The sequence below is a fragment of the Sulfuricystis thermophila genome, from assembly GCF_004323595.1.
Classification (GTDB): domain Bacteria; phylum Pseudomonadota; class Gammaproteobacteria; order Burkholderiales; family Rhodocyclaceae; genus Sulfuricystis; species Sulfuricystis thermophila.
The window spans coordinates 1,024,735-1,048,156 of record NZ_AP019373.1; the positions used below are offsets into that span (position 1 = coordinate 1,024,735).

At 62.0% G+C, this 23,422-nt stretch carries 27 protein-coding genes and 1 tRNA gene; 26 read left to right on the top strand and 2 right to left on the bottom strand.

Annotated features, from left to right (window positions below; translation table 11 throughout):
* Window positions 1-10: 10 nt before the first annotated feature.
* The 21 genes from M52SOB_RS05215 (at window position 11) to M52SOB_RS05315 (ending at window position 19,204) form a co-directional block, all read left to right on the top strand.
* Complete coding sequence (locus tag M52SOB_RS05215) at window positions 11-2,779, top strand: motility hub landmark protein FimV (RefSeq protein ID WP_131110893.1); 2,769 nt, start codon at window positions 11-13, stop codon at window positions 2,777-2,779.
* Window positions 2,780-2,867: 88 nt separating this feature from the next.
* The gene (locus M52SOB_RS05220) at window positions 2,868-3,443 is read left to right on the top strand and encodes a hypothetical protein (protein WP_131110894.1); all 576 of its coding nucleotides are present in this window, start codon (window positions 2,868-2,870) and stop codon (window positions 3,441-3,443) included.
* Window positions 3,440-4,234: a tRNA pseudouridine(38-40) synthase TruA gene (gene truA / locus M52SOB_RS05225; protein WP_131110895.1), complete on the top strand. Its 795-nt coding sequence runs from the start codon at window positions 3,440-3,442 to the stop codon at window positions 4,232-4,234. The genes M52SOB_RS05220 and truA overlap by 4 nt, the downstream gene beginning before the upstream one ends.
* Window positions 4,235-4,238: 4 nt before the next feature.
* Window positions 4,239-4,886 carry a phosphoribosylanthranilate isomerase gene (locus tag M52SOB_RS05230; RefSeq protein ID WP_131110896.1) on the top strand — a complete coding sequence of 216 codons (648 nt, stop codon included), beginning with the start codon at window positions 4,239-4,241 and terminating at the stop codon, window positions 4,884-4,886.
* Window positions 4,855-6,060, top strand: a complete 1,206-nt coding sequence (gene trpB / locus M52SOB_RS05235; RefSeq protein WP_131110897.1) for a tryptophan synthase subunit beta — start codon at window positions 4,855-4,857, stop codon at window positions 6,058-6,060. The genes M52SOB_RS05230 and trpB overlap by 32 nt, the downstream gene beginning before the upstream one ends.
* On the top strand, window positions 6,061-6,321 hold the full coding sequence (locus M52SOB_RS05240) for a DUF4160 domain-containing protein (protein ID WP_131110898.1): 261 nt from the start codon (window positions 6,061-6,063) through the stop codon (window positions 6,319-6,321).
* On the top strand, window positions 6,314-6,571 hold the full coding sequence (locus tag M52SOB_RS05245; protein WP_131110899.1) for a DUF2442 domain-containing protein: 258 nt from the start codon (window positions 6,314-6,316) through the stop codon (window positions 6,569-6,571). Before M52SOB_RS05240 ends, M52SOB_RS05245 begins: the two co-directional genes overlap by 8 nt.
* Window positions 6,571-7,389 carry a tryptophan synthase subunit alpha gene (gene trpA / locus M52SOB_RS05250; protein WP_131110900.1) on the top strand — a complete coding sequence of 273 codons (819 nt, stop codon included), beginning with the start codon at window positions 6,571-6,573 and terminating at the stop codon, window positions 7,387-7,389. Before M52SOB_RS05245 ends, trpA begins: the two co-directional genes overlap by 1 nt.
* Entirely contained in the window at window positions 7,386-8,246 is an 861-nt protein-coding gene (gene accD / locus M52SOB_RS05255) for an acetyl-CoA carboxylase, carboxyltransferase subunit beta (protein ID WP_131110901.1), read from the top strand. The genes trpA and accD overlap by 4 nt, the downstream gene beginning before the upstream one ends.
* Window positions 8,246-9,529: a bifunctional tetrahydrofolate synthase/dihydrofolate synthase gene (gene folC, locus M52SOB_RS05260; RefSeq protein ID WP_131110902.1), complete on the top strand. Its 1,284-nt coding sequence runs from the start codon at window positions 8,246-8,248 to the stop codon at window positions 9,527-9,529. Before accD ends, folC begins: the two co-directional genes overlap by 1 nt.
* 1 nt (window position 9,530) lies before the next feature.
* Window positions 9,531-10,214: an SPOR domain-containing protein gene (locus tag M52SOB_RS05265; RefSeq protein ID WP_131110903.1), complete on the top strand. Its 684-nt coding sequence runs from the start codon at window positions 9,531-9,533 to the stop codon at window positions 10,212-10,214.
* A gap of 15 nt (window positions 10,215-10,229) precedes the next feature.
* The gene (locus tag M52SOB_RS05270; protein ID WP_131110904.1) at window positions 10,230-10,721 is read left to right on the top strand and encodes a CvpA family protein; all 492 of its coding nucleotides are present in this window, start codon (window positions 10,230-10,232) and stop codon (window positions 10,719-10,721) included.
* Window positions 10,722-10,730: 9 nt separating this feature from the next.
* Window positions 10,731-12,251: an amidophosphoribosyltransferase gene (purF, locus tag M52SOB_RS05275; protein WP_131110905.1), complete on the top strand. Its 1,521-nt coding sequence runs from the start codon at window positions 10,731-10,733 to the stop codon at window positions 12,249-12,251.
* Complete coding sequence (locus M52SOB_RS05280) at window positions 12,248-13,429, top strand: O-succinylhomoserine sulfhydrylase (protein WP_131110906.1); 1,182 nt, start codon at window positions 12,248-12,250, stop codon at window positions 13,427-13,429. The genes purF and M52SOB_RS05280 overlap by 4 nt, the downstream gene beginning before the upstream one ends.
* 127 nt (window positions 13,430-13,556) lie before the next feature.
* Window positions 13,557-14,738 carry a DUF2863 family protein gene (locus tag M52SOB_RS05285; RefSeq protein ID WP_131110907.1) on the top strand — a complete coding sequence of 394 codons (1,182 nt, stop codon included), beginning with the start codon at window positions 13,557-13,559 and terminating at the stop codon, window positions 14,736-14,738.
* Window positions 14,738-15,334: a recombination mediator RecR gene (gene recR / locus M52SOB_RS05290; protein ID WP_131110908.1), complete on the top strand. Its 597-nt coding sequence runs from the start codon at window positions 14,738-14,740 to the stop codon at window positions 15,332-15,334. The genes M52SOB_RS05285 and recR overlap by 1 nt, the downstream gene beginning before the upstream one ends.
* 96 nt (window positions 15,335-15,430) lie before the next feature.
* Window positions 15,431-16,027, top strand: a complete 597-nt coding sequence (gene petA, locus M52SOB_RS05295; RefSeq protein ID WP_131110909.1) for a ubiquinol-cytochrome c reductase iron-sulfur subunit — start codon at window positions 15,431-15,433, stop codon at window positions 16,025-16,027.
* Window positions 16,028-16,030: 3 nt separating this feature from the next.
* Window positions 16,031-17,329, top strand: a complete 1,299-nt coding sequence (locus M52SOB_RS05300; protein WP_131110910.1) for a cytochrome b — start codon at window positions 16,031-16,033, stop codon at window positions 17,327-17,329.
* On the top strand, window positions 17,329-18,039 hold the full coding sequence (locus M52SOB_RS05305; RefSeq protein WP_131112443.1) for a cytochrome c1: 711 nt from the start codon (window positions 17,329-17,331) through the stop codon (window positions 18,037-18,039). Before M52SOB_RS05300 ends, M52SOB_RS05305 begins: the two co-directional genes overlap by 1 nt.
* Before the next feature lie 93 nt (window positions 18,040-18,132).
* Window positions 18,133-18,732 (top strand): glutathione S-transferase N-terminal domain-containing protein, encoded by a 600-nt coding sequence (locus tag M52SOB_RS05310; protein WP_131110911.1) that lies wholly within the window; start codon window positions 18,133-18,135, stop codon window positions 18,730-18,732.
* Window positions 18,733-18,769: 37 nt separating this feature from the next.
* Window positions 18,770-19,204, top strand: coding sequence for a ClpXP protease specificity-enhancing factor (locus M52SOB_RS05315; protein WP_284155216.1), 435 nt, complete (start codon window positions 18,770-18,772; stop codon window positions 19,202-19,204).
* Between the two features lie 21 nt (window positions 19,205-19,225).
* On the opposite strand, the gene M52SOB_RS05320 is transcribed toward M52SOB_RS05315, so the two are convergent.
* Window positions 19,226-19,301: transfer RNA gene (locus tag M52SOB_RS05320), tRNA-Arg, on the bottom strand.
* 13 nt (window positions 19,302-19,314) lie between these two features.
* Window positions 19,315-20,184 (bottom strand): HDOD domain-containing protein, encoded by an 870-nt coding sequence (locus tag M52SOB_RS05325; protein WP_131110913.1) that lies wholly within the window; start codon window positions 20,182-20,184, stop codon window positions 19,315-19,317.
* A 173-nt stretch (window positions 20,185-20,357) separates the two neighbouring features.
* Here M52SOB_RS05325 and rpsF point away from each other — a divergent pair, with 173 nt between their 5' ends.
* The 5 genes from rpsF to dnaB all read left to right on the top strand — a co-directional run bounded on the left by rpsF (window position 20,358) and on the right by dnaB (window position 23,415).
* Window positions 20,358-20,747 carry a 30S ribosomal protein S6 gene (gene rpsF, locus M52SOB_RS05330; RefSeq protein ID WP_131110914.1) on the top strand — a complete coding sequence of 130 codons (390 nt, stop codon included), beginning with the start codon at window positions 20,358-20,360 and terminating at the stop codon, window positions 20,745-20,747.
* 19 nt (window positions 20,748-20,766) lie between these two features.
* Window positions 20,767-21,072: a primosomal replication protein N gene (gene priB, locus M52SOB_RS05335; RefSeq protein WP_284155217.1), complete on the top strand. Its 306-nt coding sequence runs from the start codon at window positions 20,767-20,769 to the stop codon at window positions 21,070-21,072.
* Window positions 21,073-21,087: 15 nt separating this feature from the next.
* A complete protein-coding gene (gene rpsR / locus M52SOB_RS05340) occupies window positions 21,088-21,360 on the top strand; it encodes a 30S ribosomal protein S18 (protein WP_126444732.1) in 273 nt (90 codons plus the stop codon).
* 15 nt (window positions 21,361-21,375) lie between these two features.
* Window positions 21,376-21,825, top strand: a complete 450-nt coding sequence (rplI, locus tag M52SOB_RS05345) for a 50S ribosomal protein L9 (RefSeq protein WP_131110915.1) — start codon at window positions 21,376-21,378, stop codon at window positions 21,823-21,825.
* A gap of 183 nt (window positions 21,826-22,008) precedes the next feature.
* Window positions 22,009-23,415: a replicative DNA helicase gene (dnaB, locus tag M52SOB_RS05350; RefSeq protein ID WP_131110916.1), complete on the top strand. Its 1,407-nt coding sequence runs from the start codon at window positions 22,009-22,011 to the stop codon at window positions 23,413-23,415.
* The last annotated feature ends 7 nt before the right edge of the window (window positions 23,416-23,422 follow it).

Below are 23,422 nucleotides of genomic sequence, written 5' to 3' on the forward strand. Positions count from 1 at the left end.
AGCGTCATTGATGGCCATGCTCCTTGCCGGTGCCTTTGGTGCACAGGGCGCCGGACTCGGGCCGTTGAGTGTCTATTCCGGAATCGGCCAGCAGTTGAATGCCGAAGTCGTTTTGAATGCAACACCCGCCGAGCTTGGATCGATGTCTGCCCGGCTTGCCTCTCCTGATGCCTTCAAGGAGGCCGGTATCGAATACATGCCGGTGCTGGCGGACCTGCAGATCGGGATCGGCAAGTCGGCGACGGGCCAGCCCGTCCTCAAGCTGACGACGAAGCGCCCGGTCACCGAGCCCTTCTTGCATTTCCTCGTCGAGCTGAGCTGGGGTTCCGGTCGGGTGATAAGGGAATACACCTTCCTGCTCGACCCACCGGAAATGCTCCAGGTGGCCAAACCCGCTTCGGTGGTGGCCCCCGCGGCACCAGCGACCAAGCCCCTGCCGCCCCCTGCAGTGGAAAAACCTGTGGCACCGGCACGGCCGGTAGCGAAATCTGCTCTGCCTGCCAGCGACGAATACCATGTCAAAGCAGGGGATACGCTCAGCAAGATCGCTAGGGAAATCCGGCCCGAATCCGTCACCCTGGATCAAATGCTGGTGGCGTTGTTCGACACCAATCCCGATGCATTTGCCGGTGGAAACATGAACCGCTTGCGTGCCGGGAAGATTCTGCGCGTCCCGGCAACCGATGAGATCGCCAGGGTCGATCCAGCCACGGCGCGCAAGCTGGTGATCGAACAGACCACCGAATTCGCCGCCTATCGGCGTCGGCTCGCGGGAGCGGTGGCGGCGGCGCCGGTGGCTGCGGCCGTTCCGCCTCAGCAGATGAGCGGCACGATCAAGCCCCAGGTCGAGGACAAGACACCCACGCCACCCGTCAAGGACAAGCTGGAAGTCTCACGCACCGAACCGGCGAAACAGGCTGCCGGCGGCAGAAGCCTCGAAGAGGATCTGATCGCCCGCGACAAGGCGTTGCGTGAAGCGTCTGAACGCATCGCCTTGCTCGAAAAAAACATCGAGAACCTCAAGAAGCTGGTCGAGATCAAGAGCGAGACAGGGGCCGCACTCCAGCAGCAGAGTACGGCCACCCAACCGATTCCCGAGGCAAAACCCGCCGAGCCAGCGAAGAGTGAAGCGTCCGCGTCGAAGGTCGAGGAAGCCAAACCAGCCGCACCCGCGGAATCGCTCTCTGCGAAACCGGCTGATACTGCACCTGCGACTACGGTGCCTGCTGCCCCGGCCGACACGGCAAGCCAGCTGGCCAAACCCGCTGCTCCGCCGCCTGTCGCGAAGCAGCCGGCTCCTCCGCCGCCCGAAGCCGAACTCAGCTTCGCCGAAGAAAACCCCGCGATCGTTTATGGCGGCGGTGGTTTGATCGCCTTGCTGCTCGGCTATCTGGGTTATGCCTCCTGGCGCCGCAAAAGGGGGGCGGGCGAAAAGCAGGAGCCATTGGTTGTCGCGGCGACAACTGCAGCTGCTCCAGTCGAGGCTGCGCCGCCGCCCAGTGTTTCCGCCGGCAGCTTTGAAGGCGGCGAAATCTCGATCCAGGGCGAATTCAGTGAAGGTGGCCTGCTGACGAGCGAGGAGATCGTCGATCCGGTGGCCGAGGCCGAGGTACTGATGGCCTATGGGCGCGACCGTCAGGCCGAGGAGGTGCTGCAAGCCGGGCTTGCCAAGGACCCCAATCGGTCAGCAATTCACCTGAAACTGCTCGAGCTATATGCCAAGCAGGAGAATCTCGCTCAATTCGAGGCGGTCGCCGCGAAACTCCACGAACTCGACAAAGGCCATGGCCCGGATTGGGAAAAGGTCGTCACCATGGCGCATTCGCTGGGTTTGTTTGGCGGCATTTTTGCCGTGGGTACAGCCGCGGCCGAGGCAGCGAAGCCTGCTGCGGCTATCGACAGGGTCGAACCCATGCCGACCGCCGAATCGGTCCAGCCCGAGCCGATCCAGCCCGAGCCTGCAGCGATAGGAATCTCCGAAGAGGAAGCTTTGCCCCCGCAGGCATCGGAAACGGTCGCTGTGGAAGAAATGCCGTCGCTGGAGTTCGATCTCGATCTGGGCTCGCCCGCTGAGGTTGAGCAGGCAGGGAGCGAACCGAGTCAAGCTCGACTGGCCGCGGCGCCCGCCGAAGAGACCGGAGTGGCGCTCGATTTCGACTTCGACCTCGGCTCGCCTGAAGCCGAGGCGGCTGTGGTGGGCGCGGTGGAAGAAGCCGAGGCTGCCGCGAAGGAAAATCCTCCGATTCTCGACTTCGAACTGGACATCGGCTCGCCGGTCGAGGAAGTCGCCGAAACCGCGGAGAAATCCGCCCCTGTCGCTGCCGAACAACCAGTCGACATCGATTTCGATTTCGATCTGAATCCGGCGACCGATACCGAGTCTGGTCCCCCGGCCGAGCCTTCTTCCCCGGAGATGTCTGCCGTTTCGGTCCCGCTTGCGGAAACGCCCCCGAAACCCTCGCCGTTGCCCGGCATCGGTGATCTGAAGCTGAATTTCGATCTCGAGCTCGAAGAAGCGCCGACCGACAAGCTGCCCATGGGTTTCGCCCCTGGGCCGTCGATGACGGCAGAGTCGGAATCGGTTGCTGTTCCAGCCGCACCCCAGGCAGCCGAGCCCGACAATGCCGAGGCGGCCACCAAGCTGGAGCTGGCACAGGCTTATGAGGAAATGGGCGATTTGGAGGGCGCACGCGAGCTGCTGAATGAGGTCCTCAACGAAGGTTCGCCCTCCCAGCAAGCGCAAGCCAAGGCCAAGTTGGAACAGTTGAGCGCAAGCTGAAATTTTTTCACAAGCTCAGAGAGGGTTCCGACATTGCCTGTCTGCGGATATGCCGAGACGACGCGTCATATTCCATCCCGCCTCTCTGTTGTTGGCCTGGCTGGTTTTCGCGCTGGGATTGCAGTGGTTGAGCCTTCTCTGGCTGGCTGTCGTGGCGTCAAGTTGTATTGCGCTGGCCATCGTGCTGGCCTCCAACCGTACCCGCGCGCTGCTGCGCCGCACTCGCTGGCTGCTGCTCTCGCTGCTGATACTCTACCTTTTCTTCACTCCCGGCGAATACCTGCCTGGAATGGCCGGAACGCTTGGCCTCACCCATGAAGGGCTCAGGCAAGGGGCGGAACAGATCTGCCGCCTGCTGGCGCTCTTGGCAAGTCTCGCCCTGCTGCATCGGCAACTGGGAACGACAGGACTGCTCGTCGGGCTCTATTGGCTTCTGTCACCCTTCGTATGGCGCGAGAAGACGGTCGTCAGGCTGATGCTGGTACTCGATACGGTGGAGCGGCAACGCGCCAGGCCGTGGCGGGAATGGCTGATGCCGATAGTCATCGGCGAAAGCGAGCTTCCCGCTAGCCTGACATTGACGATGCCGCGCTTTTGCGCCATTGATCTCGCCCTGATGCTGTTCGTAGCCGGCTGCCTTTCGCTCCTGATGCGCTTCGCATGAGAATCGCGCTCGGTTTGGAATACGACGGCTCCCGATTTTTGGGCTGGCAGTCGCAAGCGGGGGGCAACACGGTTCAGGATGCGCTCGAAGCCGCGCTCGCGGCAGTCGCCGGCCAGCCGGTACGGGTCATCTGCGCCGGGCGCACCGATGCCGGGGTGCATGCGACGGCCCAGGTGGTACATTTCGATGTCGATGTTACTCGACCGCTGACGGCCTGGGTACGCGGCGCGAATGCACATTTGCCGCGAGAGGTCGCGGTGCGCTGGGCCGTGCCGGTCAGAGAGGATTTTCATGCACGCTTCGCCGCACGGTCGCGCAGCTATCGCTATCTGCTGCTCAACCGTGGCGAGCGGCCGGGACTGCTGGCCGGCCGCGTCGGCTGGTGCCATCGGCCCTTGGATCTGTCGGCGATGCGAGTTGCCGCTGCCTGCCTGATCGGAGAACATGATTTCTCGTCTTTCCGCGCCGCGGGCTGTCAGGCGAAATCGCCAGTCAAGACCCTGTATCGTTTCGACATCGTACGGCAGGGTGATCTGGTCCTGTTCGACTGCCGTGCGAACGCGTTTGTGCATCACATGGTGCGCAATCTGGTGGGGGCGCTGGTCTATGTCGGGATGGGGAGGATGAGCCCAGACGATTTCATGCGCCTGCTCGAAGCGCGCGATAGGCGTCTGGGTGCGCCGACTTACGCGCCCGATGGGCTGTATCTGACGGGGGTCGAATACGACGAGGCTTGGGCATTGCCGCAGCGGGGCCGTATCATGGCGCTTCCTTGTTTGTCCCTTGGATGAGCCCATGCAGCGCACGCGCGTCAAGATCTGCGGTATCACGCGCAGTGAGGATCTCGCCGCCGCAGTGGCGGCAGGTGCCGATGCCGTCGGTTTCGTCTTTTACCCTCCCAGTCCACGCCATCTGCTGGTCGAAACGGCTGCCAGGCTCTCGCGGCGAGTGCCGCCATTCGTCGCTCGGGTCGGCCTGTTCGTGAATGCCGAACCGGCCAGCGTTCGCGAAACGCTCGCCCAGGTGCAGCTCGATCTGTTGCAGTTCCATGGCGACGAGGATGCCCGCTACTGCGAACAGTTTGGCCGGCCGTATCTGAAAGCGGCGCGGGTGAAGCCGGGGATCGATCTGTTAGAATTCGCCCGCGCTTTCCCGACCGCCCAGGGATTGCTGCTCGATGCCTGGAGCACAGCCTATGGCGGAACGGGGCAAACCTTCGACTGGTCGCTGATCCCTGAAAACCTGCCGCTGCCGGTCATTCTGTCGGGCGGGCTCCACGCAGGCAATGTCGGCGATGCGCTGGTCAGGATTCGGCCTTGGGCGGTGGATGTCAGCAGCGGGGTCGAGCAGGCCAAGGGCATCAAGGATGCCGCAAAAATCGCCGCCTTCATGGCGGCAGTGAGAATGGCAGATGACGCACGACAATTACAGTTTGCCCGATGAACGGGGCCATTTCGGCAGATACGGCGGTATCTTCGTCGCCGAGACGCTGATTCCTGCACTCACCGAGCTGGCGGCGGCCTACGAGGATGCGCGCAACGACCCCGCCTTCCGCGCCGAATTCGAGCAGGAACTGACGCATTATGTCGGCCGCCCAAGCCCGATCTACCATGCGCGGCGCTGGTCTCAGGCGCTCGGCGGCGCGCAGATCTATCTGAAGCGCGAAGATCTCAACCACACCGGCGCGCACAAGATCAACAACGGCATCGGCCAGGCGCTGCTGGCGCGCCGCATGGGCAAGCGGCGCGTCATCGCCGAGACCGGCGCAGGCATGCACGGCGTCGCGACGGCCACCGTCGCCGCACGCTATGGCATGGAATGCGTGGTTTACATGGGCTCGGAAGACGTCAAGCGCCAGTCGGCCAACGTCTATCGGATGAAAGTGCTCGGTGCGACGGTGGTGCCGGTCGAGTCCGGCTCGAAGACGCTCAAGGATGCGCTCAACGAGGCGATGCGCGACTGGGTGACGAATGTCGAGAATACCTTCTACATCATCGGCACGGTGGCCGGGCCGCATCCTTACCCGATGATGGTGCGCGATTTCCAGTCGGTGATCGGCAAGGAGTGCATCACACAAATGTCGGCTATGGTGGGACGGCAGCCCGACCAGGTGATCGCCTGCGTCGGCGGCGGTTCCAATGCGATGGGCATCTTCTACGACTTCATTCCCAATGAAAAAGTCAAGCTGGTCGGCGTCGAAGCCGCCGGCCTGGGGATCGAGACCGGCCGCCATGCCGCATCATTGACCGCTGGCCGCCCGGGGGTGCTGCACGGCAACCGCACCTATCTGTTGCAGGACGACAATGGCCAGATCATCGAGACGCATTCGATTTCCGCCGGCCTGGACTATCCGGGCGTCGGCCCCGAGCACGCCTGGCTCAAGGACAGCGGCCGGGCGGAGTATGTGACCGTCACGGACGAGGAAGCACTGGCCGCGTTTCACGACCTGTGTCGCTACGAGGGCATCATTCCGGCGCTGGAATCGAGCCATGCGCTCGCCTACGCGGCGCGAACCGCGCGCGGCTTGCCGAAGGACCGCATCCTGCTCGTCAATCTATCCGGCCGTGGCGACAAGGATCTGCACACCGTTGCCGAGCGCGCCGGGATAAGGTTCTGAATGCCAACCATTTTGCAGATGCTTGGTTGGCGGTTGTTCTTTTATGCCAATGAAGGCTGCGAGCCAATGCATGTACATGCGCGCAAGGGAGAGATGGAATGCAAATTCTGGCTATTGCCCGACGAATACGAGATCAGACCTGCATTCGTCCGCGGCCTTGGTCCGCGCGATCTGCGCGAGATTCGTAAGTTGATCTTCGATCATTTCGATTACATTGCCGAACGTTGGCAAACTTTCCAGCAGGAGAGGGAAAATGGCTAAATGGCACGAAGTCCGGGACGCACGCATCGTCGATGATGTCCTCATGCTGAACATCGATGGCCGCCAAATGCGTTTTGCCATACGCGAGCTGTCACCGCGGCTCAAGACTGCCAGTGCCGAAAGTTTGGCAGTGTTCGAGGTTAGCCCGTCGGGTTACGGCATCCACTGGCCGTTGATCGACGAGGATCTGTCGATCGACGGTTTGTTGGGTATCCGTCATTCAGTCGATACCGAGCAGGTGGCGGCCTGATGTCGCGCATTGCTGCCACATTCGCCCGGCTCGCGGCCGAAGGTCGCAAGGCGCTGATTCCCTTCATCACCGCGGGCGATCCCGAACCCGGCCTGACACTGCCGCTGATGCACGCGCTGGTCAGCGGCGGTGCCGACATCATCGAGCTCGGTGTGCCGTTTTCCGACCCGATGGCCGACGGGCCGACGATCCAGCGCGCTTCCGAACGCGCCTTGTCGTTTGGCGTCAGCCTGCATGTCGTGCTCGGCATGGTGCATGAGTTTCGCAAACTGGACGCGAAGACGCCGATCGTGCTGATGGGCTATGCCAATCCGATCGAAGCCTATGGCCATGAGGCGTTTGCCCGCGATGCGGCGGCGGCCGGTGTCGATGGCGTGCTGACGGTCGATTATCCGCCCGAGGAGTGTGCGGGTTTCGCCGATCTGTTGCAAGGGCAGGGCATCGATCCGATCTTCCTTCTGGCGCCGACTTCCGACGCGAAACGGATCACCGAGGTCGCCGAGCTGGGCAGCGGCTACATTTATTACGTTTCGCTGAAGGGCGTGACGGGATCGGCGGCGATCGATCTCGACGAGGTTGCCCGACGCATTCCATTGATCCGCGAGAAGGTGGGCATGCCCGTGGGCGTCGGTTTCGGCATCCGCGATGCCGCATCGGCAGCACGTATCGCAGGTGTCGCCGATGCGGTGGTGATCGGCAGCCGGATCATCGAGGTGATCGAACAAGGGCCGGCGGACGCGGCGCCGGCACGGGTGACGGCTTTTTTGCACGAGGTGCGCGCCGCGATGGATGCACCGTCAGGGGAGACGCAGGGATGAGCTGGTTGCAAAAACTGCTGCCACCGAGGATCAAGCGCGCCGAAGGGGCACGTCGTTCGATTCCCGAAGGATTGTGGCGCAAGTGCGCGGCCTGCGAGGCGGTGCTCTATGCGACCGACCTGGAACAGAATCTCAACGTCTGCCCGAAATGCGGCCATCATCATCGCCTCAAGGCGCGCACGCGCCTCGATGTGCTGCTCGATCCGGAAGGGCGTCATGAGATCGGCAGCGAGGTCGTGCCACTCGACGTGCTTAAGTTCAAGGACAGCAAACGTTATCCGGAGCGGCTGGCTGCGGCCCACGAAGAGAGTGGCGAGACCGACGCGCTGGTCGTGATGCAGGGCGCAGTGAAGCATCTGCCACTCGTGGTGGCCTGTTTCGAATTCGATTTCATGGGCGGCTCGATGGGCTCGGTGGTCGGCGAGCGCTTCGTGCGCGGCGTGAATGTCGCCATCGAGCAGCAACTGCCATTCGTCTGCATCACCGCGTCCGGCGGCGCGCGCATGCAGGAAGGGCTGTTCTCGCTGATGCAGATGAGCAAGACCACCGCGGCGGTGACGCGTCTGGCGCGCGAGAAGCTGCCGTTCATCACCATCCTCACCGACCCGACCATGGGCGGGGTATCGGCCTCTTTCGCCTTCGTCGGCGACGTGGTGATGGCCGAGCCGGGGGCGCTGATCGGCTTCGCCGGTCCGCGCGTGATCGAACAGACGGTACGCGAGAAGCTGCCGGAGGGCTTCCAACGTGCCGAGTTCCTGCTGGAAAAAGGCGCCATCGACATGATCGTCGATCGACGCGAAATGCGCGATCGGCTCGCTGCGGTGCTCACGCTGCTGCAGGGGATCCCAGCGGCCTGATGTCGCCGCGCGGTCTGGCCGACTGGCTCGCCATCCTGGAAAGCCTGCATCCGAAAGGGCAGGCGGGCATCGAGCTCGGTCTCGATCGGGTACGACGCGTTTCCCAGGCGCTCGACCAGCGTCCGTTCTGCCCGGTGATCACCGTCGGCGGCACCAACGGCAAGGGTTCGACCTGTGCGCTGCTCGAGCGCATCCTGCTTTGTGCCGGCTACCGAGTCGGCGTCTATACTTCGCCGCATCTGCTTTCCTATAACGAGCGTGTGCGCATCGACGGCGTGCCGGCAGACGATGCAGCCTTCTGCGCGGCATTTACGCGCGTCGAGGCGGCGCGGCGCGGGGTGCCGCTCACCTATTTCGAATTCGGCACGCTGGCCGCCTGGGAGATGTTCGCGGCCGCCCGCCCTGATGCCATCATCCTCGAAGTGGGCCTGGGGGGGCGGCTCGACGCGACGAACATCTACGATGCCGACTGCGCGGTCGTCACCAGCATCGAGCTCGATCACACCGACTATCTCGGCCCGACCCGCGATCACATCGGTCGCGAGAAAGCCGGCATTGGCCGTCCTGGTCGACCGCTGATCTGTGGCGATGCGGATCCGCCGACTGGGTTCATCGAGGCGTGCCGTACCGCCAGCGCCGAGTTTCGCTGCCTCGGTCGCGATTTCGGTTATCTGCGTCAAGAAAACCAGTGGCAATTCTGGAACCTCACGGGGCGGCGGCTTGGTGGTCTGGCCCATCCTGCCTTGCGCGGCGAATGCCAGTTGAGCAACGCAGCTTGCGCGATCGCCGCGCTCGATGCGCTGCATGAGCGCTTGCCGGTTACCGCCCAAGACATCCGCCGCGGCCTGGCGGAGGTCGAGCTGGCAGGACGCTGCCAAGTGCTGCCGGGAAGGCCGCAGATCGTCCTCGATGTCGCCCATAATCCCCAGGCGGCAGCGGAGCTTGCACGCAACCTCGGCAACATGGGATATGCCCGTACGACCTGGGCCGTCTTCGGCATGATGGCCGACAAGGATATTGCCGGCGTAGTCGAGGCGATGCGTCACCGGGTCGATCGCTGGCTGCCCTGCGACCTGCCGGCGCCGCGCGCGGCGTCTGCGGCGCAGTTGGCCGGAATCATCGAAAAAGTCGGCGCTGATGGCACGGCACCGAACTTCGTTTCTCCCGAGACAGCGTTGCGCCATGCACAGGAGAACGCAGAAGCCGATGATAGAATTTTGATCTTCGGATCATTCCTGACGGTGGCGGGGGTGATGCGTTCCCTGAATCGCAGCGGTGGCTGAGATGGCGCAAGAGAACAGAGAGTCAGGTCCACAGGTGCAGCCGGACGAGATCACGCTGCTCAAGAAGCGTGCCCGTCGGCGCCTGGTCGGCGCCGTGGCGGTGGCGCTGTTCGCGGCCATCGTGTTGCCGATGGTGATGGATCATCAGCCGGCGCCGCCGATCAAGGATCTCCAGGTGCGCATCCCGAGCCCGGACGAGGGCGCCGACCGGAAAGCGGCCGGCACGGAAAAACCCATCGCCAGGACGGAAGCCAAGCCCATCGCCAAGCCAGAGCCGAAATCGGAAGTGAAACCCACTGCGGGATCGGAAGACAAGGCGGAAGCGAAACCCGAAAACGGCAACAAGCCGGAAGCCAAAGCCGAGAACAAACCAGTGACAGCCCCTGCTGCCGCCGAACCGAAGCCGCCCGCCAAAACAGAGTCCAAGGCCGAAGGAAAATTCTCAGCCAGCGGGGAGTCGTGGGAAGTTCAGCTGGGCGCCTATGCCGAGACGGGGCGAGTCAAGAATCTGCTGGCAAAGCTCAAGGAACTGGGGTTGCCGGCCTATACCGAGAAGGTCGATACCCCGAACGGCGCACGCACCCGTGTGCGGGCGGGGCCCTTTCCCAGCCAGGAGGCTGCCGAGAAGGCGAGGGCACGCATCAAGACGATCGGTGTCGATGGCCCGGTGGCCAAAAAATCGTGAGATCGAATTCCGTCGATGACAGCGTTCGATTATTGCGTGCTGACAGTCGTCGCCGTCTCCCTGCTGTTGGGCATCACTCGGGGCCTGATCAGCGAGATTCTCGCGTTGTTGGCCTGGGTGGTGGCCTTCTTTGCGGCGCGGCTCTGGGCGCAGCCGGTAGGGGATCATCTGCTCGCGGAACTATCGGATCCGCTCTGGAGACCCCTGGCAGGTTTCGTTACCGTCTTCATCGCCGTGCTGATCGCGTTCGCGTTGTTGCGCTGGTTGATCGGCCTCTTGCTCAAGGCTACCGGTTTGCAGCCCTTGGATCGGATGTTGGGGGCCGTATTCGGCGCCTTGCGTGGTGTTGCGATCATGCTGATACTGGTGCTGTTGGCGGGCCTGACGCCTTTGCCGCAGCAGTCCTGGTGGCGACAGGCGATGTTCGCGCCACCGCTGGAGACGGGGGCGCTGGCGGCCAAGCCCTGGCTGCCGACGGAGCTGGCGAAACGAATCCATTACCGATAGGGTGAAACGATGTGCGGCATTCTCGGCGTAGTCGCGACCACGCCAGTCAATCAGTTGCTCTATGACGGCTTGCAGGTGCTGCAGCACCGCGGCCAGGATGCAGCCGGCATCGCCACGGCAGAGGGCGGGCGGTTCCATATGCACAAGGGACCGGGGCTGGTGCGTGACGTGTTCCGCACGCGCAACATGCGCGATCTGACCGGCAACTGGGGTATCGCCCACTGCCGCTATCCGACCGCGGGCTCGGCCTACAACGCCGCCGAATCGCAGCCGTTCTACGTCAATTCGCCGTTCGGCCTGATGCTCGCCCACAACGGCAACTTGACCAATGCCGAGCAGTTGAAGCGCGACATGTTCCTGCAGGATCTGCGCCACATCAATACCAACTCGGATTCCGAGGTGCTGCTCAACGTCCTCGCGCACGAAATGCAGGCGGCGACGACGAAATACCAGGTCGATGCCGAAACCATTTTCAAGGCAGTGGCCGGCACGCACAAACGCGTGCGTGGCGCCTACGCAGTGGTGGCGATGATCGCCGGCTACGGTCTGCTGGCCTTCCGCGATCCCTATGGCATCCGTCCGCTGGTGATCGGCAAAAACGAAACCCCTGCCGGCACAGAATACTTGGTAGCCTCCGAAAGCGTCGCCCTCGATACGCTCGGCTTCAAATTCCTGCGCGATGTCGAGCCGGGCGAAGCGGTGTTGATCGACACGCGCGGGCAGTTCCTCAGTCGGCAGTGCGCGGAAAAGACCATTCATGCGCCCTGCATGTTCGAATACGTCTATCTGGCGCGGCCGGATTCGCTGATCGACGGCGTGTCGGTCTATGCAGCGCGTGTCAATATGGGCGTCTCGCTGGCCGACAAGATTCGCCACACGATGCCGCATCTGGCGATCGACACGGTGATCCCGATTCCCGATTCGAGCCGGCCGGCGGCGCTCGAGCTGGCGACACGGCTGGGCGTCCCTTACCGCGAGGGCTTCGTCAAGAATCGCTATATCGGCCGTACTTTCATCATGCCGGGTCAGGCGACGCGCAAGAAATCGGTGCGCCAGAAGCTCAATGCCATCGCTTCGGAATTCCGCGGCAAGAACGTGTTGCTGGTCGATGATTCGATCGTGCGCGGCACCACCAGCCGGGAGATCATCATGATGGCGCGCGAGGCGGGCGCAAAGAAGGTCTATTTCGCCTCGGCCAGCCCACCGGTGCGATTCGCCAACGTCTATGGCATCGACATGCCGTCGCGCGCCGAATTGATCGCCGCTTACCGCAACGACGAGGAAATCCGCCAGGAAATCGGCGCCGATGCGCTGATCTACCAGGATCTCGACGCGCTGCGCGAAGCCGTGCGTTCGTTGAATCCGGCGCTCACCCAGTTCGACTGCTCCTGCTTCGACGGCCATTACATCACCGGCGATGTCAGCAGCGAATACCTCGACAGCATCGAGGCGGCGCGCGGCCACCCGGCGCGCGACGAGGGGGGTGGCAGTCAGCTCGATCTCAACCTCGTTTCTCCACCAAGCGAATGAGCGACGCCGCCTCTTACCGTTTCGAGACCCTGGCGATCCGCACCGGCCAGGAACGCAGCCAGTTCGGCGAGCATTCCGAAGCGCTGTATCTCACTTCCAGCTTCGTGTTCTCCAGCGCCGCCGAAGCGGCGGCGCTGTTTTCCGGCGAGCGGGAAGGGTTCATCTATTCGCGTTTTACCAATCCGACCGTCACGCTGTTCCAGGAGCGCCTCGCCGCGCTGGAAGGCGCCGAGGCCTGCATCGCGACGGCAAGCGGCATGGCGGCGATCCTCGCCACCGCCATGGCGTTGCTGCAGAATGGTGATCACATCGTCGCGGCGCGTGGCATCTTCGGCGCCACGCAGACCTTGTTCGGCAACATCCTATCGAAATTCGGTGTCACGACGAGTTTCGTGTCCGGTTGCGATCCGGAGGATTTCAGGAAGGCGTGCCAGCCGAATACCAGAATCGTATTCATCGAGACACCTTCCAATCCCCTCACCGAGGTGCATGACATCGCGGCGCTGGCGACCTTGGCGCACGAGGCGGGCGCGCTGCTGGTGGTCGACAACTGCTTCTGTACTCCGGCCCTGCAGCGGCCGATCGAATTCGGCGCCGATCTGGTGATCCATTCCGCAACCAAGCATCTCGACGGTCAGGGCAGGGTGCTCGGCGGGGCGATCTGTGGGCCGAAGGCGCTGATCGAGGAGATCTTCAAATTCATGCGCACCGCCGGCCCGACCCTTTCGCCGTTCAATGCCTGGGTGATCCTGAAGGGGCTCGAGACCTTGAAACTCCGCGTCGAGGCGCAGTCTGCGAACGCTTTGGAACTGGCGCGGCGCCTGGAAGCGCACCCCGCGATCGAGCGCGTGTTCTATCCCGGTTTGCCCTCTCATCCGCAGCACGCGCTGGCCATGCGTCAGCAGTCGGCGGGCGGGGCGATCGTTTCCTTCGAGGTCAAGGGCGGCAGAGAGGCGGCCTGGCGCGTCATCGATCATTGCCGGCTGCTGTCGATCACCGCCAATCTCGGTGATGTGAAAACCACGATCACCCATCCGGCGACCACCACGCATGGCCGGCTCGCCCCCGAGGCGCGCGCCGCAGCCGGAATCACCGAGGGACTGGTGCGCGTCGCCGTCGGCCTCGAGGCCGTCGATGACATCGAAGGCGATCTGCTGCGCGGCTTGAGCCCAGGCTGAGGACTTGCAAGCAGACACAGCATGCCGTGCCGTCAGCGCCGACTTTTCATCAGCCCGGGCACGGTTTTCGAACTGATAAAATTTACTGACCAGTGCAGCCTTCGCTGCGAAACATTCTCCGCTCGCCATGAAACGCTCCCGCTTTGCCCGCCGCACCAAGCAAACCCCTGATACCGAGGCGCTGATCCACTACGCCACGCAATTGAGCCTGTCGGGCAGCCGGCTGGAGGATGCCTACTGGGAGCACCGTCTGCAGGGCGTCATCGATCGCCTGTTGCGCGGGCAAGATGAGGCGGCCCTGAATGCCGCCCTCGATCACCTGTATGGCAGCGGCGGGCGCGCATACGATGAATTGGCCGACCTGGTGGAAAGTTGTGCCGAATCGCATCACCATCCGCTGGCCGGCAGTGGTGCGGGTCAGGACGTGTTGCTTTTCGCCGCGCCGGTGCTGGCCTGGTCGCGCTATGCGATTCCTGCGGGGACGATCAACGCCGAGCTGCTGGCGACGCTGCGTGTCCAGCTGCAGGCCCATGTCTTTGCCGCCGAGGTGCGTTTCGGGCTGGCGGATTTCATGTTCAGTCCCGATCAGTTGCCGCAAAGCTATTGCGAGACGGCCGCGCTGAGGGAAAAGCTCGCCAAGGCCGCGCTGCATGGCCGCGACACCCGGCTCGATCCGGCGCAGATGCCCGAAACGATGAATTTCCTCTCCGACACCCGCTATCTGATCGGCGTCGTCTGTGCAGCCGCGGGTGCGCCACTGTTTCGCTGGCAGGAGGAAGATGGCAGTCGTAACGAAGCGCTCAAACAATGGCGCAACCAGGGTGGCGAGGTGCTGCGGAGCCTGCTGCCGGCCTGCGCGTTCGATGCGCTGCTGCCGCAATCCTTCCATGCCGCGATCCGCGAAGCCGACCGCGCTTCCCGTCCCTATTCGTTGCGCTCGGCGGTCGCTTTCCTGCAGACGACACTAAACGTTCCGGCGGCCAACCTGCGCGCGGTCGTGGCGCCGTATTACGACCGCCAGCTCGAAGAATACCGGGTGGGTTTCACCCTGGGCGAGGCGACCGAGGTGATTCACGGCGTGGTCTGGCCCCTGCTCGAACACGAGGACGAGGCTGCCGATCTGCCAGGACAGATCGAGGCCGTGCTGCGCGAGGCGGGGGTTCGCGAGGTGCTGGTGCTCGACCATCGCTTTCCGCTCGAATACTGCGACGATTGTGGCGCACCGCTGTATCCGAATCCCGAGGGCGAGCCGGTGCATGCCGAATTGCCCGAGCCGGAAGAGGAAGCCATGCCGCGCCATCTCCATTGATGGCCATGCCGTCTGCGCTGGATGAACTGGTCGCGGCGCTGCGCTGCCTGCCCGGCGTGGGGCCGAAATCTGCCCAGCGCATGGCTTATCACCTGCTGCAACATGAGCGGCGCGGTGCCGAGCGCCTCGCTGCTGCCCTGACGCGAGCCTTGCAAACCCTGCACCCCTGTGCTCGCTGCAACAATTTCACCGAAGCCGAGATTTGCGAGCGCTGCCTCTCGCCGCAGCGCGATCCCACGCAGCTGTGCGTCGTCGAGATGCCCGCCGACGTCAATGTCGTCGAACAAAGTCAGGCCTACCGGGGGCTGTATTACGTGCTGATGGGTCGGCTTTCGCCGCTCGACGGCGTCGGTCCGCGGGAACTCGCTTTCGACCGTCTGCTGGCGCGGGCCAGCGACGGCGTGGTGAAGGAGGTGATCCTCGCCACCAATCTCACCCATGAGGGTGAGGTGACGGCGCACTACCTCGCCGAGATGCTCCACGCGCGGGGAATCAAGGTCAGTCGTCTCGCCCGCGGCCTGCCGCTGGGCAGCGAGATCGAGTATGCAGACGCCGCCAGTGTGGCGCAGGCCCTCTTGGATCGCCGCGATTATTGAATCTACCCCAAGCCAAACGAGGGGCTAGGAATTGCCTCCGGGCTTGAGTACAATTATTGGGTTTTTGTGTTTGCCTGAACATGATAGGAAGCCACCATGAGTTGTGACGATAAAGTGGATTGTGGCAGGCGTCGCCTGCTGGTCGCCACGTCGGTTGCCGGCGGCGTGGCGGGTGTGGCTGCAGTGGTGCCATTCGTCGGTTCGCTGGCGCCGTCCGAGCGTGCCAAATCTGCTGGCGCGCCGGTCGAGGTCGATATCAGCAAGCTGCAGCCAGGTGAAATGATGACCGTCGAGTGGCGCGGCAAACCAGTATGGATTATCCATCGCACCAAGGAAATGCTCGACAACCTGTCGAAGCACGACGACAAATTGGCCGATCCGAAATCCGAGCGTCGCCAGCAGCCGGACTATGCGAAGAACGAATATCGTTCGATCAAGCCGGAATATCTGGTCGCCATCGGCATCTGCACTCATCTGGGCTGTTCGCCGTCCGAGAAGTTCAAGACCGGCGCCGAGTCGGGGATCGATGCCGATTGGCCGGGGGGCTTCCTGTGTCCCTGTCATGGTTCGACATTCGATCTCGCTGGTCGTGTTTACAAGAACAAACCGGCACCGGACAACCTGGAGATTCCGCCGCACTATTACCTGTCTGACGCCAAGATCTTGATTGGCGAAGAAAAGAAGGGGGCTTAAGCCATGGCTGGCGCCAACGTCGAAAAGTACAAATCCGATGGCACGACCACCGGCAACCTGCTGGAATGGCTCGATGCCCGTTTTCCGCTGATGTCGTTGTGGAACGACCATCTGGCCAGGTATTACGCCCCGAAGAATTTCAACTTCTGGTATTTCTTCGGTTCTCTGGCGCTGCTGGTGCTGGTGCTGCAAATCCTCACCGGCGTGTTCCTGGTCATGCATTACAAGCCGGATGCCTCGCTCAATGCTTCCGGGGTCCCTGTGGCGTTCGCCAGTGTCGAATACATCATGCGCGACGTTCCCTGGGGCTGGCTGATCCGCTACATGCATTCCACCGGTGCGTCGGCATTCTTCATCGTCGTCTATCTGCACATGTTCCGTGGCATGCTTTATGGTTCTTACCGCAATCCGCGTGAGCTGGTGTGGATCGTCGGCGTGGTGATCTTCCTCGTGCTGATGGCGACCGCCTTCATGGGTTACCTGCTGCCGTGGGGTCAGATGTCCTACTGGGGAGCACAGGTGATCCTGAATCTGTTCACCGCCATCCCGCTGATCGGCCCAGATCTCGGCGTGTGGATCCGTGGTGATTACGTCGTCGGCGATGCGACGCTGAACCGCCTGTTCTCGCTCCACTATCTGTTGCCGGTGCTGATCCTGCCCGCGCTGGTCGCGGTGCACCTGATTGCGTTGCACGAGGTGGGCTCGAACAATCCGGACGGCATCGAGATCAAAAAGAAAAAGGACGAAACCGGCAAGCCGCTCGACGGCATCCCGTTCCATCCGTATTACACCGTGAAGGACATCGTCGGTGTGGTCGCTTTCCTGATGGTGTTCTCGGTAGTGGTGTTCTTCATGCCCGAAGGCGGTGGCTATTTCCTCGAGGCGAACAACTTCTTCCCCGCCGATCCGCTGGTGACGCCGCCCCATATCGCGCCGGTCTGGTATTTCGGTCCGTTCTATTCGATCTTGCGGGCCAATACGGTGAATTTTTTCTGGATCGATGCGAAGCTCTGGGGGGTCATTTTCATGGGGCTGGGGGTGTTGATCTTCGCCTTCCTGCCCTGGCTGGATCGCAGCCCGGTGAAGTCGATCCGCTATCGTGGGCCTCTCTACAAGGGCGCGCTGACGATCTTCGTGATCAGCTTCGTGATCCTCGGCTATCTGGGCATGCTGGCACCGACCCCGGGTCGCACCCTGGTCGCACAAATCTGCACGATTCTCTATTTTGCTTTCTTCCTGCTGATGCCGATCTACACGTCGCTGGACAAGTGCAAGCCGGAACCGGAAAGGGTGACGAAATAATGAAAAAACTATTGATCGCTCTGTTGTGTGCGCCGTTGCTGGCCTTTGCCAGCGGGGAGGCGCTTCACCTCGACAAGGCGCCGGATCGCAGTCGTGATCTGCCCGCGCTGCAAAATGGGGCCAAGGTGTTCGTCAATTACTGCCTGAACTGCCATTCGGCATCCTACATGCGCTACAACCGCTTGCGCGACATCGGCCTCACCGAGCAGCAGATCAAAGACAACCTCCTGTTTACGCAAGAAAAGGTTGGTGAGCTGATGACGATCGCGATGCGCCGTGCCGAAGCCAAGCAATGGTTCGGCGCCGCGCCTCCCGATCTGACGGTGATCGCCCGGGCGCGCGCTTCCGAGTTCGGTTCCGGCGCCGACTGGCTTTACACTTATCTGCGCAGCTTCTATCGTGACGACAGCCGGCCGAGCGGTTGGAACAATGTGCTCTTTTCCAATGTTGCAATGCCGCATGTGTTGTGGGAGTTGCAGGGCGAGCAGGTTCTCGGTCCCGATCATAAGCTGACGCTCGCCAAACCTGGCTTGATGAAGCCGGAAGAATACGACGCGATGGTTGCCGATTTGGTTGGTTTCCTGAACTATATGGGGGAACCCATGCAGAACTATCGCAAGGAGTTGGGCGTCGTCGTGCTGATCGCGCTGGCTATCCTGTTCGTCTTGGCCTATGCCCTGAAACGTGAGTACTGGAAAGACGTCCATTAACAGAACGATAATCCTGCCATGGGACACCGAGACATGAATCCACCCGTGCGTCGAGTGGTACGTGATTCCGATTATTCGTGGGGTACGAGCGCCATGATGAATCTGTATTCGGGCACCACCTGCCCGTATAGCCATCGCTGTCGTATCGTTCTCTACGAGAAACAGATGGACTTTCAGGTCATCGACGTCGATCTGTTCAACAAACCGGAAGACATTGCCGTCATCAATCCTTACAACCGTGTGCCGGTGCTGGTGGATCGTGACCTGGTCCTCTATGAGGCGAACATCATCAACGAATACATCGATGAACGCTTTCCGCATCCGCAGCTGATGCCGCCGGATCCGCAGACGCGCGCCAAGGCGCGCCAGCTGCTCCACACGATGGAGCAGGAACTGTTCGGCCAACACATCGATGCACTCGAACGCAACTTGAAATCGGCCGACAAGGCGCGGGCGCACATCCGTGACCGGCTCGTCGAACTGGTTCCCTTGTTCGCCAAGCAGAAGTACCTCCTGGGCGATGACTTCTCGATGCTCGACGTGGCGATCGCCCCATTGCTTTGGCGTTTGGAGCATTACGGTATCGAACTGCCGAAGTCGGCCGCGCCGGTGCTCAAATACGCTGAGAGGATATTTGCTCGCCAAGGCTTCATCGATGCCCTGACGCCATCGGAAAAGGTGATGCGGCGCTAAAAAGCAGCTGTTTCGGTAGCGCCTCTTTCTTTTGCAAATGTCTTCGACCAAGCCATACCTGATCCGTGCCATTTATGAGTGGTGCGTCGATAACGGCCACACCCCCTACCTCGTGGTCCAGGTGGATGCGCATACCCGCGTCCCGCGTGAATATGTCCGCGACGGGCAGATCGTGCTCAACATCAGTCCGGAGGCAACCCATCAACTGATGATGGGCAACGACGAGATCAGCTTTCAGACACGCTTTGGCGGTGCGCCCTTTCAGGTCAGTGTGCCGGTGGCCGCGGTTGCGGCGATCTATGCACGCGAAAATGGCCAAGGCATGGCCTTCGAGGTGACGGCGGAGGAGGCATCCGCAACTGAGGGAAAAGTCGGCGCTGGCGAGACGGCACCCGAAGCCACTGAACCTGCAGTCGAACGAGCGGTAGAGCACGCCACGAAGCGTAGCGTCCATCTGACCCGGGTCAAATGACTGCAGGCGCGCAGAAGATATTGGCGCCCAAGTCAGGAATCGAACCTGAGACCTACCGCTTAGGAGGCGGTCGCTCTATCCACTGAGCTACGAGGGCGAGGCGGCGCATTTTAGTCGTTCGTCGCCGGCTTGTCCTCATCGTCGGCAGGCTTGGGTAAGTCGAGACCAAGCTTGTGCATCAGGGTCTCGTGACTGATATGCAGCAGCTCTTCGATGGCCTTGTAGTCGTCGGGGAGTGCCGCATCGTCCCAGCCGTTTGCCGAATGGCGCGCCAGATCGACCGCCAGCTTGACGTTGCGGACCCGCGGGTGCTCGGCATTTTGTGGGTCCATCAAGGTGATCAGCAGTTGCGGTAGATGCCAGCGCTGCGCCAGAGCCTGCTTGATCTGCCAGAGCGGCACGCCATACACCTCCGTTTGCACCGCCACGGAACGCAAGGTGCGGTCGGCTTTCTGGCGATCGGCGACCTGCAAAGCCAACCCCGGAGCGAAGCACCACATGAGGATTTCTGCAAAGTCATACAGCAGTGTCGCGACGGTGATCTCGTCGACATCGAGGTCATGACGATGGATCGCCCAGTCGCGCGCCCAATGGGCAGCCTTGCGCGCGCGGGCGATGACTTTCAGCAGGCCGAGCAGGGCGCGCGGATGTCCCTTGAGATGCTCTTCGACCGTCGGCAGATTCTCGAAGTCATTGAAGAAGGGTTCCATGCCGAGCATCATCAGCGAGCGCTCGATGGTGGTGATGTCGGTCAGGCGATTCTTGCTGCGCTTGGCTTCGATGTAGGCGAGCACGCGCAGCGTCATCATCGGATCCTGCAGGATCACCGCGGAGATCGTGCGGGCATTCGCTTTATGGGCGTGCTCGCGTAAGGCCGCGAGCTGTTGCTCGGTATGGCGCAGGACGGGAATCGGCGCGGCGCTGAAATAGGCGACCCAGCCCTCGAGATCGAGTCCTGCGGAATTGGATTGGCCATTCATGACGCGCATTATCGGCGCGATCGAAGGTTGCGGCAAAATCAGATTACGCGTGCTGCGCCAGAGGAAATCGCCTTGTATTTTCAGCGGCCTCCGGATAGAATACGCGCCCTTTCAATCCTTGCTCCACTCGTAGCGCATGCGAGGGGGCTCAACCCGATCCAAAAGGAGAGTTCATGCGACATTACGAAATCGTTTTCATCGTGCACCCGGACCAGTCCGATCAGGTGCCGGCCATGATCGAACGTTACAAAGCGCTCGTCACCGGTGCGGGCGGTGCGATCCACCGGCTCGAAGATTGGGGACGCCGCCAGCTGGCATATCCGATCCAGAAGATGCACAAGGCTCATTACGTTCTGATGAACATCGAGTGCGGCATCGACACCCTGGCGGAACTGGAAAACGCCTTCAAGTTCAATGATGCCGTGTTGCGGCATCTGACGGTCAAGATGGACCATGCCGAGACCGCGCCTTCGCCGATGATGAAGGAGGAAAAGGCGCGATCGCTGACCGCATCCGGGCAGGAGGACGAGAAGCCCGCCGAGGAGGCCGCGGCAGCCGAGTGAATTCGCAAGCGGCGCGGCCGTGCGGGCGAATCACACAGAGTTGGCAGGCGCTCTGCAGGAATGTGGCCCACTGCGCCACACCCCGGCTGGCATTCCGGTCATCGAATTCTTGATCGCCCACGACTCGGAGCAGCTCGAAGCCGGAAACCTTCGCCGTGTCGCCTGCGAAATCGCCTGTGTGGCCCTGGGCACGACGGCCTTGTTGATCAAGGAAGCGGCCCCCGGTAGCGCGCTCAAGGCAAGCGGATTCCTGGCTTCCCGCAGCCTGAAGCGGAAGACCCCGGTTCTCCATGTGACCCAAGTCGAATTCATTGAAAAATTTTGAGAAGGGATAGCGAAAATGGCTTTCAAACCCAGCAGCAAAAAGAAGGATGATCGCAGCAAGAGCCGCAATCTGTTCAAGCGGCGCAAGTTCTGCCGTTTCTCCGCCGAGAAGATTCCTTATGTCGATTACAAGGACGTCGATCTGCTGAAGGATTTCATCACCGAGACCGGCAAGGTGATGCCGGCGCGTATTACCGGTACCAAGAGCCGGTATCAGCGTCAGCTGTCAACTGCCATCAAGCGGGCTCGCTTCCTGGCGTTGCTGCCCTACACCGACCTGCACAAATAAGCGAGGAGGCAAACCATGCAAGTGATTCTGATGGACAAGGTGGCGAACCTCGGCAATCTGGGCGATGTCGTCAAGGTCAAGGAAGGCTATGCGCGCAATTATCTGATCCCCAAGGGCTTCGCGAAACGCGCGACCCCTGAAAACATCAAGGTCTTCGAGGCGCGCCGTGCCGAGCTCGAAAAGCTCGCCGCCGAGAAACTTGCCGCAGCCCAGGCCATTGCCGCGAAGCTCGAAGGGCTGCGTGTCGAGGTTGCTCGCAAGGCCGGGGTCGATGGCCGTCTGTTCGGGTCGGTGACGACGATCGACGTCGTCGATGCGCTCGCCGCACAAGGCATCGTCATCGAGAAAAGTGCCGTGCGTATGCCGATGGGCCCGATCAAGGCGCTGGGCGAAACGGTTCTGGAAATCGCCCCGCATGCCGATGTCGTCGCCAGTGTGACCGTCGCGGTCGTCGCCGAACAATAAGCACCCTTTGTCGTGCCGAAAGAGCCGCCAACGAGGCGGCTCTTTCACGTTTACCCGCAATCGCGGCACATGCACAGGCAATCCACAACTTGTGCACCGAAGAGGCTGCTCATTTCCACAACTTGTTCTCTCCCCAATGGAGATCGTCGCGAGTAGACTTTGCCGGTCGGAGGATAACGAAACATGGCCCAAACCCAAACGGGACAATCTTATCTGCAAGGGGTTGCGTCCGATCCGCAAATCGCCGCTCTGAAACTGCCGCCGCATTCGATCGAGGCCGAACAGTCTTTGCTCGGCGGGCTGCTGCTCGACAACAGCGCCTGGGACCGAATCGCCGATATCGTCTCCGAGGCCGATTTCTACCGGGACGATCACCGCCGCATCTTCGCCCACATCCGCAAGCTGATCGAAACCGGTCGGCCGGCGGACGTGGTGACCGTCTATGAATCGATCGAGCATGCCAACCAGGTCGAACAGACCGGTGGACTCGCCTATCTGGGCGAGATCGCGAATGCCACTCCTTCGGCCGCCAACATCCGTCGCTATGCCGAAATCGTGCGTGAGCGGGCGATCCTGCGCAAGCTGGTATCCGTCGGCGACGAAATCGCCGCCTCGGCGCTGAATCCCGCCGGACGGGATGTCAAGACCCTGCTGGACCAGGCGGAGCAGAAAGTTTTCGAGATCGCCGAGGCGGGCAACCGTGTCGGTCAGGGATTCCAAGCCATCACACCCTTGCTGGGCGAGGTGGTCGATCGCATCGAAAAACTCTACAACCGCGAGAATCCTTCCGACATCACCGGGTTGCCAACCGGCTTTCACGATCTCGACCGCATCACCTCCGGACTCCAGCCTGGTGACATGATCGTCGTCGCCGGCCGTCCCTCGATGGGCAAGACCGCGTTCGCGCTGAACATCGCCGAACATGTCGGGATGGAGCTGCGTCAGCCCGTGGCGATCTTCAGCCTGGAAATGTCCGGGCCGCAATTGGCGATGCGTTTTCTCTCTTCGGCCGGGCGCCTCGATCAGACGAAGATCCGCACCGGCAAGCTTTCCGACGAGGATTGGGAAAAGATGACGGTGGCGCTCGGCAAGCTGCACGATGCGCCGATCCACATCGACGAGACCGGCGCGATCAACGCTTCCGACCTGCGGGCCCGCGCGCGTCGTCTGCATCGCCAGTTCGGCCGTCTCGGTCTGATCGTGATCGACTACCTGCAATTGATGACCTCGATCCGCGACAACGAGAACCGCGCCACGGAAATCTCTGAGATCTCGCGCTCGATCAAGGCGCTGGCGAAAGAGTTGCAGGTGCCGGTGATCGCCCTCTCGCAGCTGTCGCGCAAGGTCGAGGAGCGCAACGACAAGCGTCCCTTGATGTCAGATCTGCGCGAATCGGGCGCCATCGAGCAGGATGCCGACATCATCCTGATGATGTACCGCGAGGAATACTACAAGCCGGACACGACCGAGAAGGGCGTCGCCGAAGTGATCATCGGCAAGCACCGCAACGGCCCGACCGGCGTCGTCAAGCTCACCTTCCTGGGTGAATACACCCGCTTCGAAAACTTCGCTGCACCTGGTTCCTACTGAATGAAAT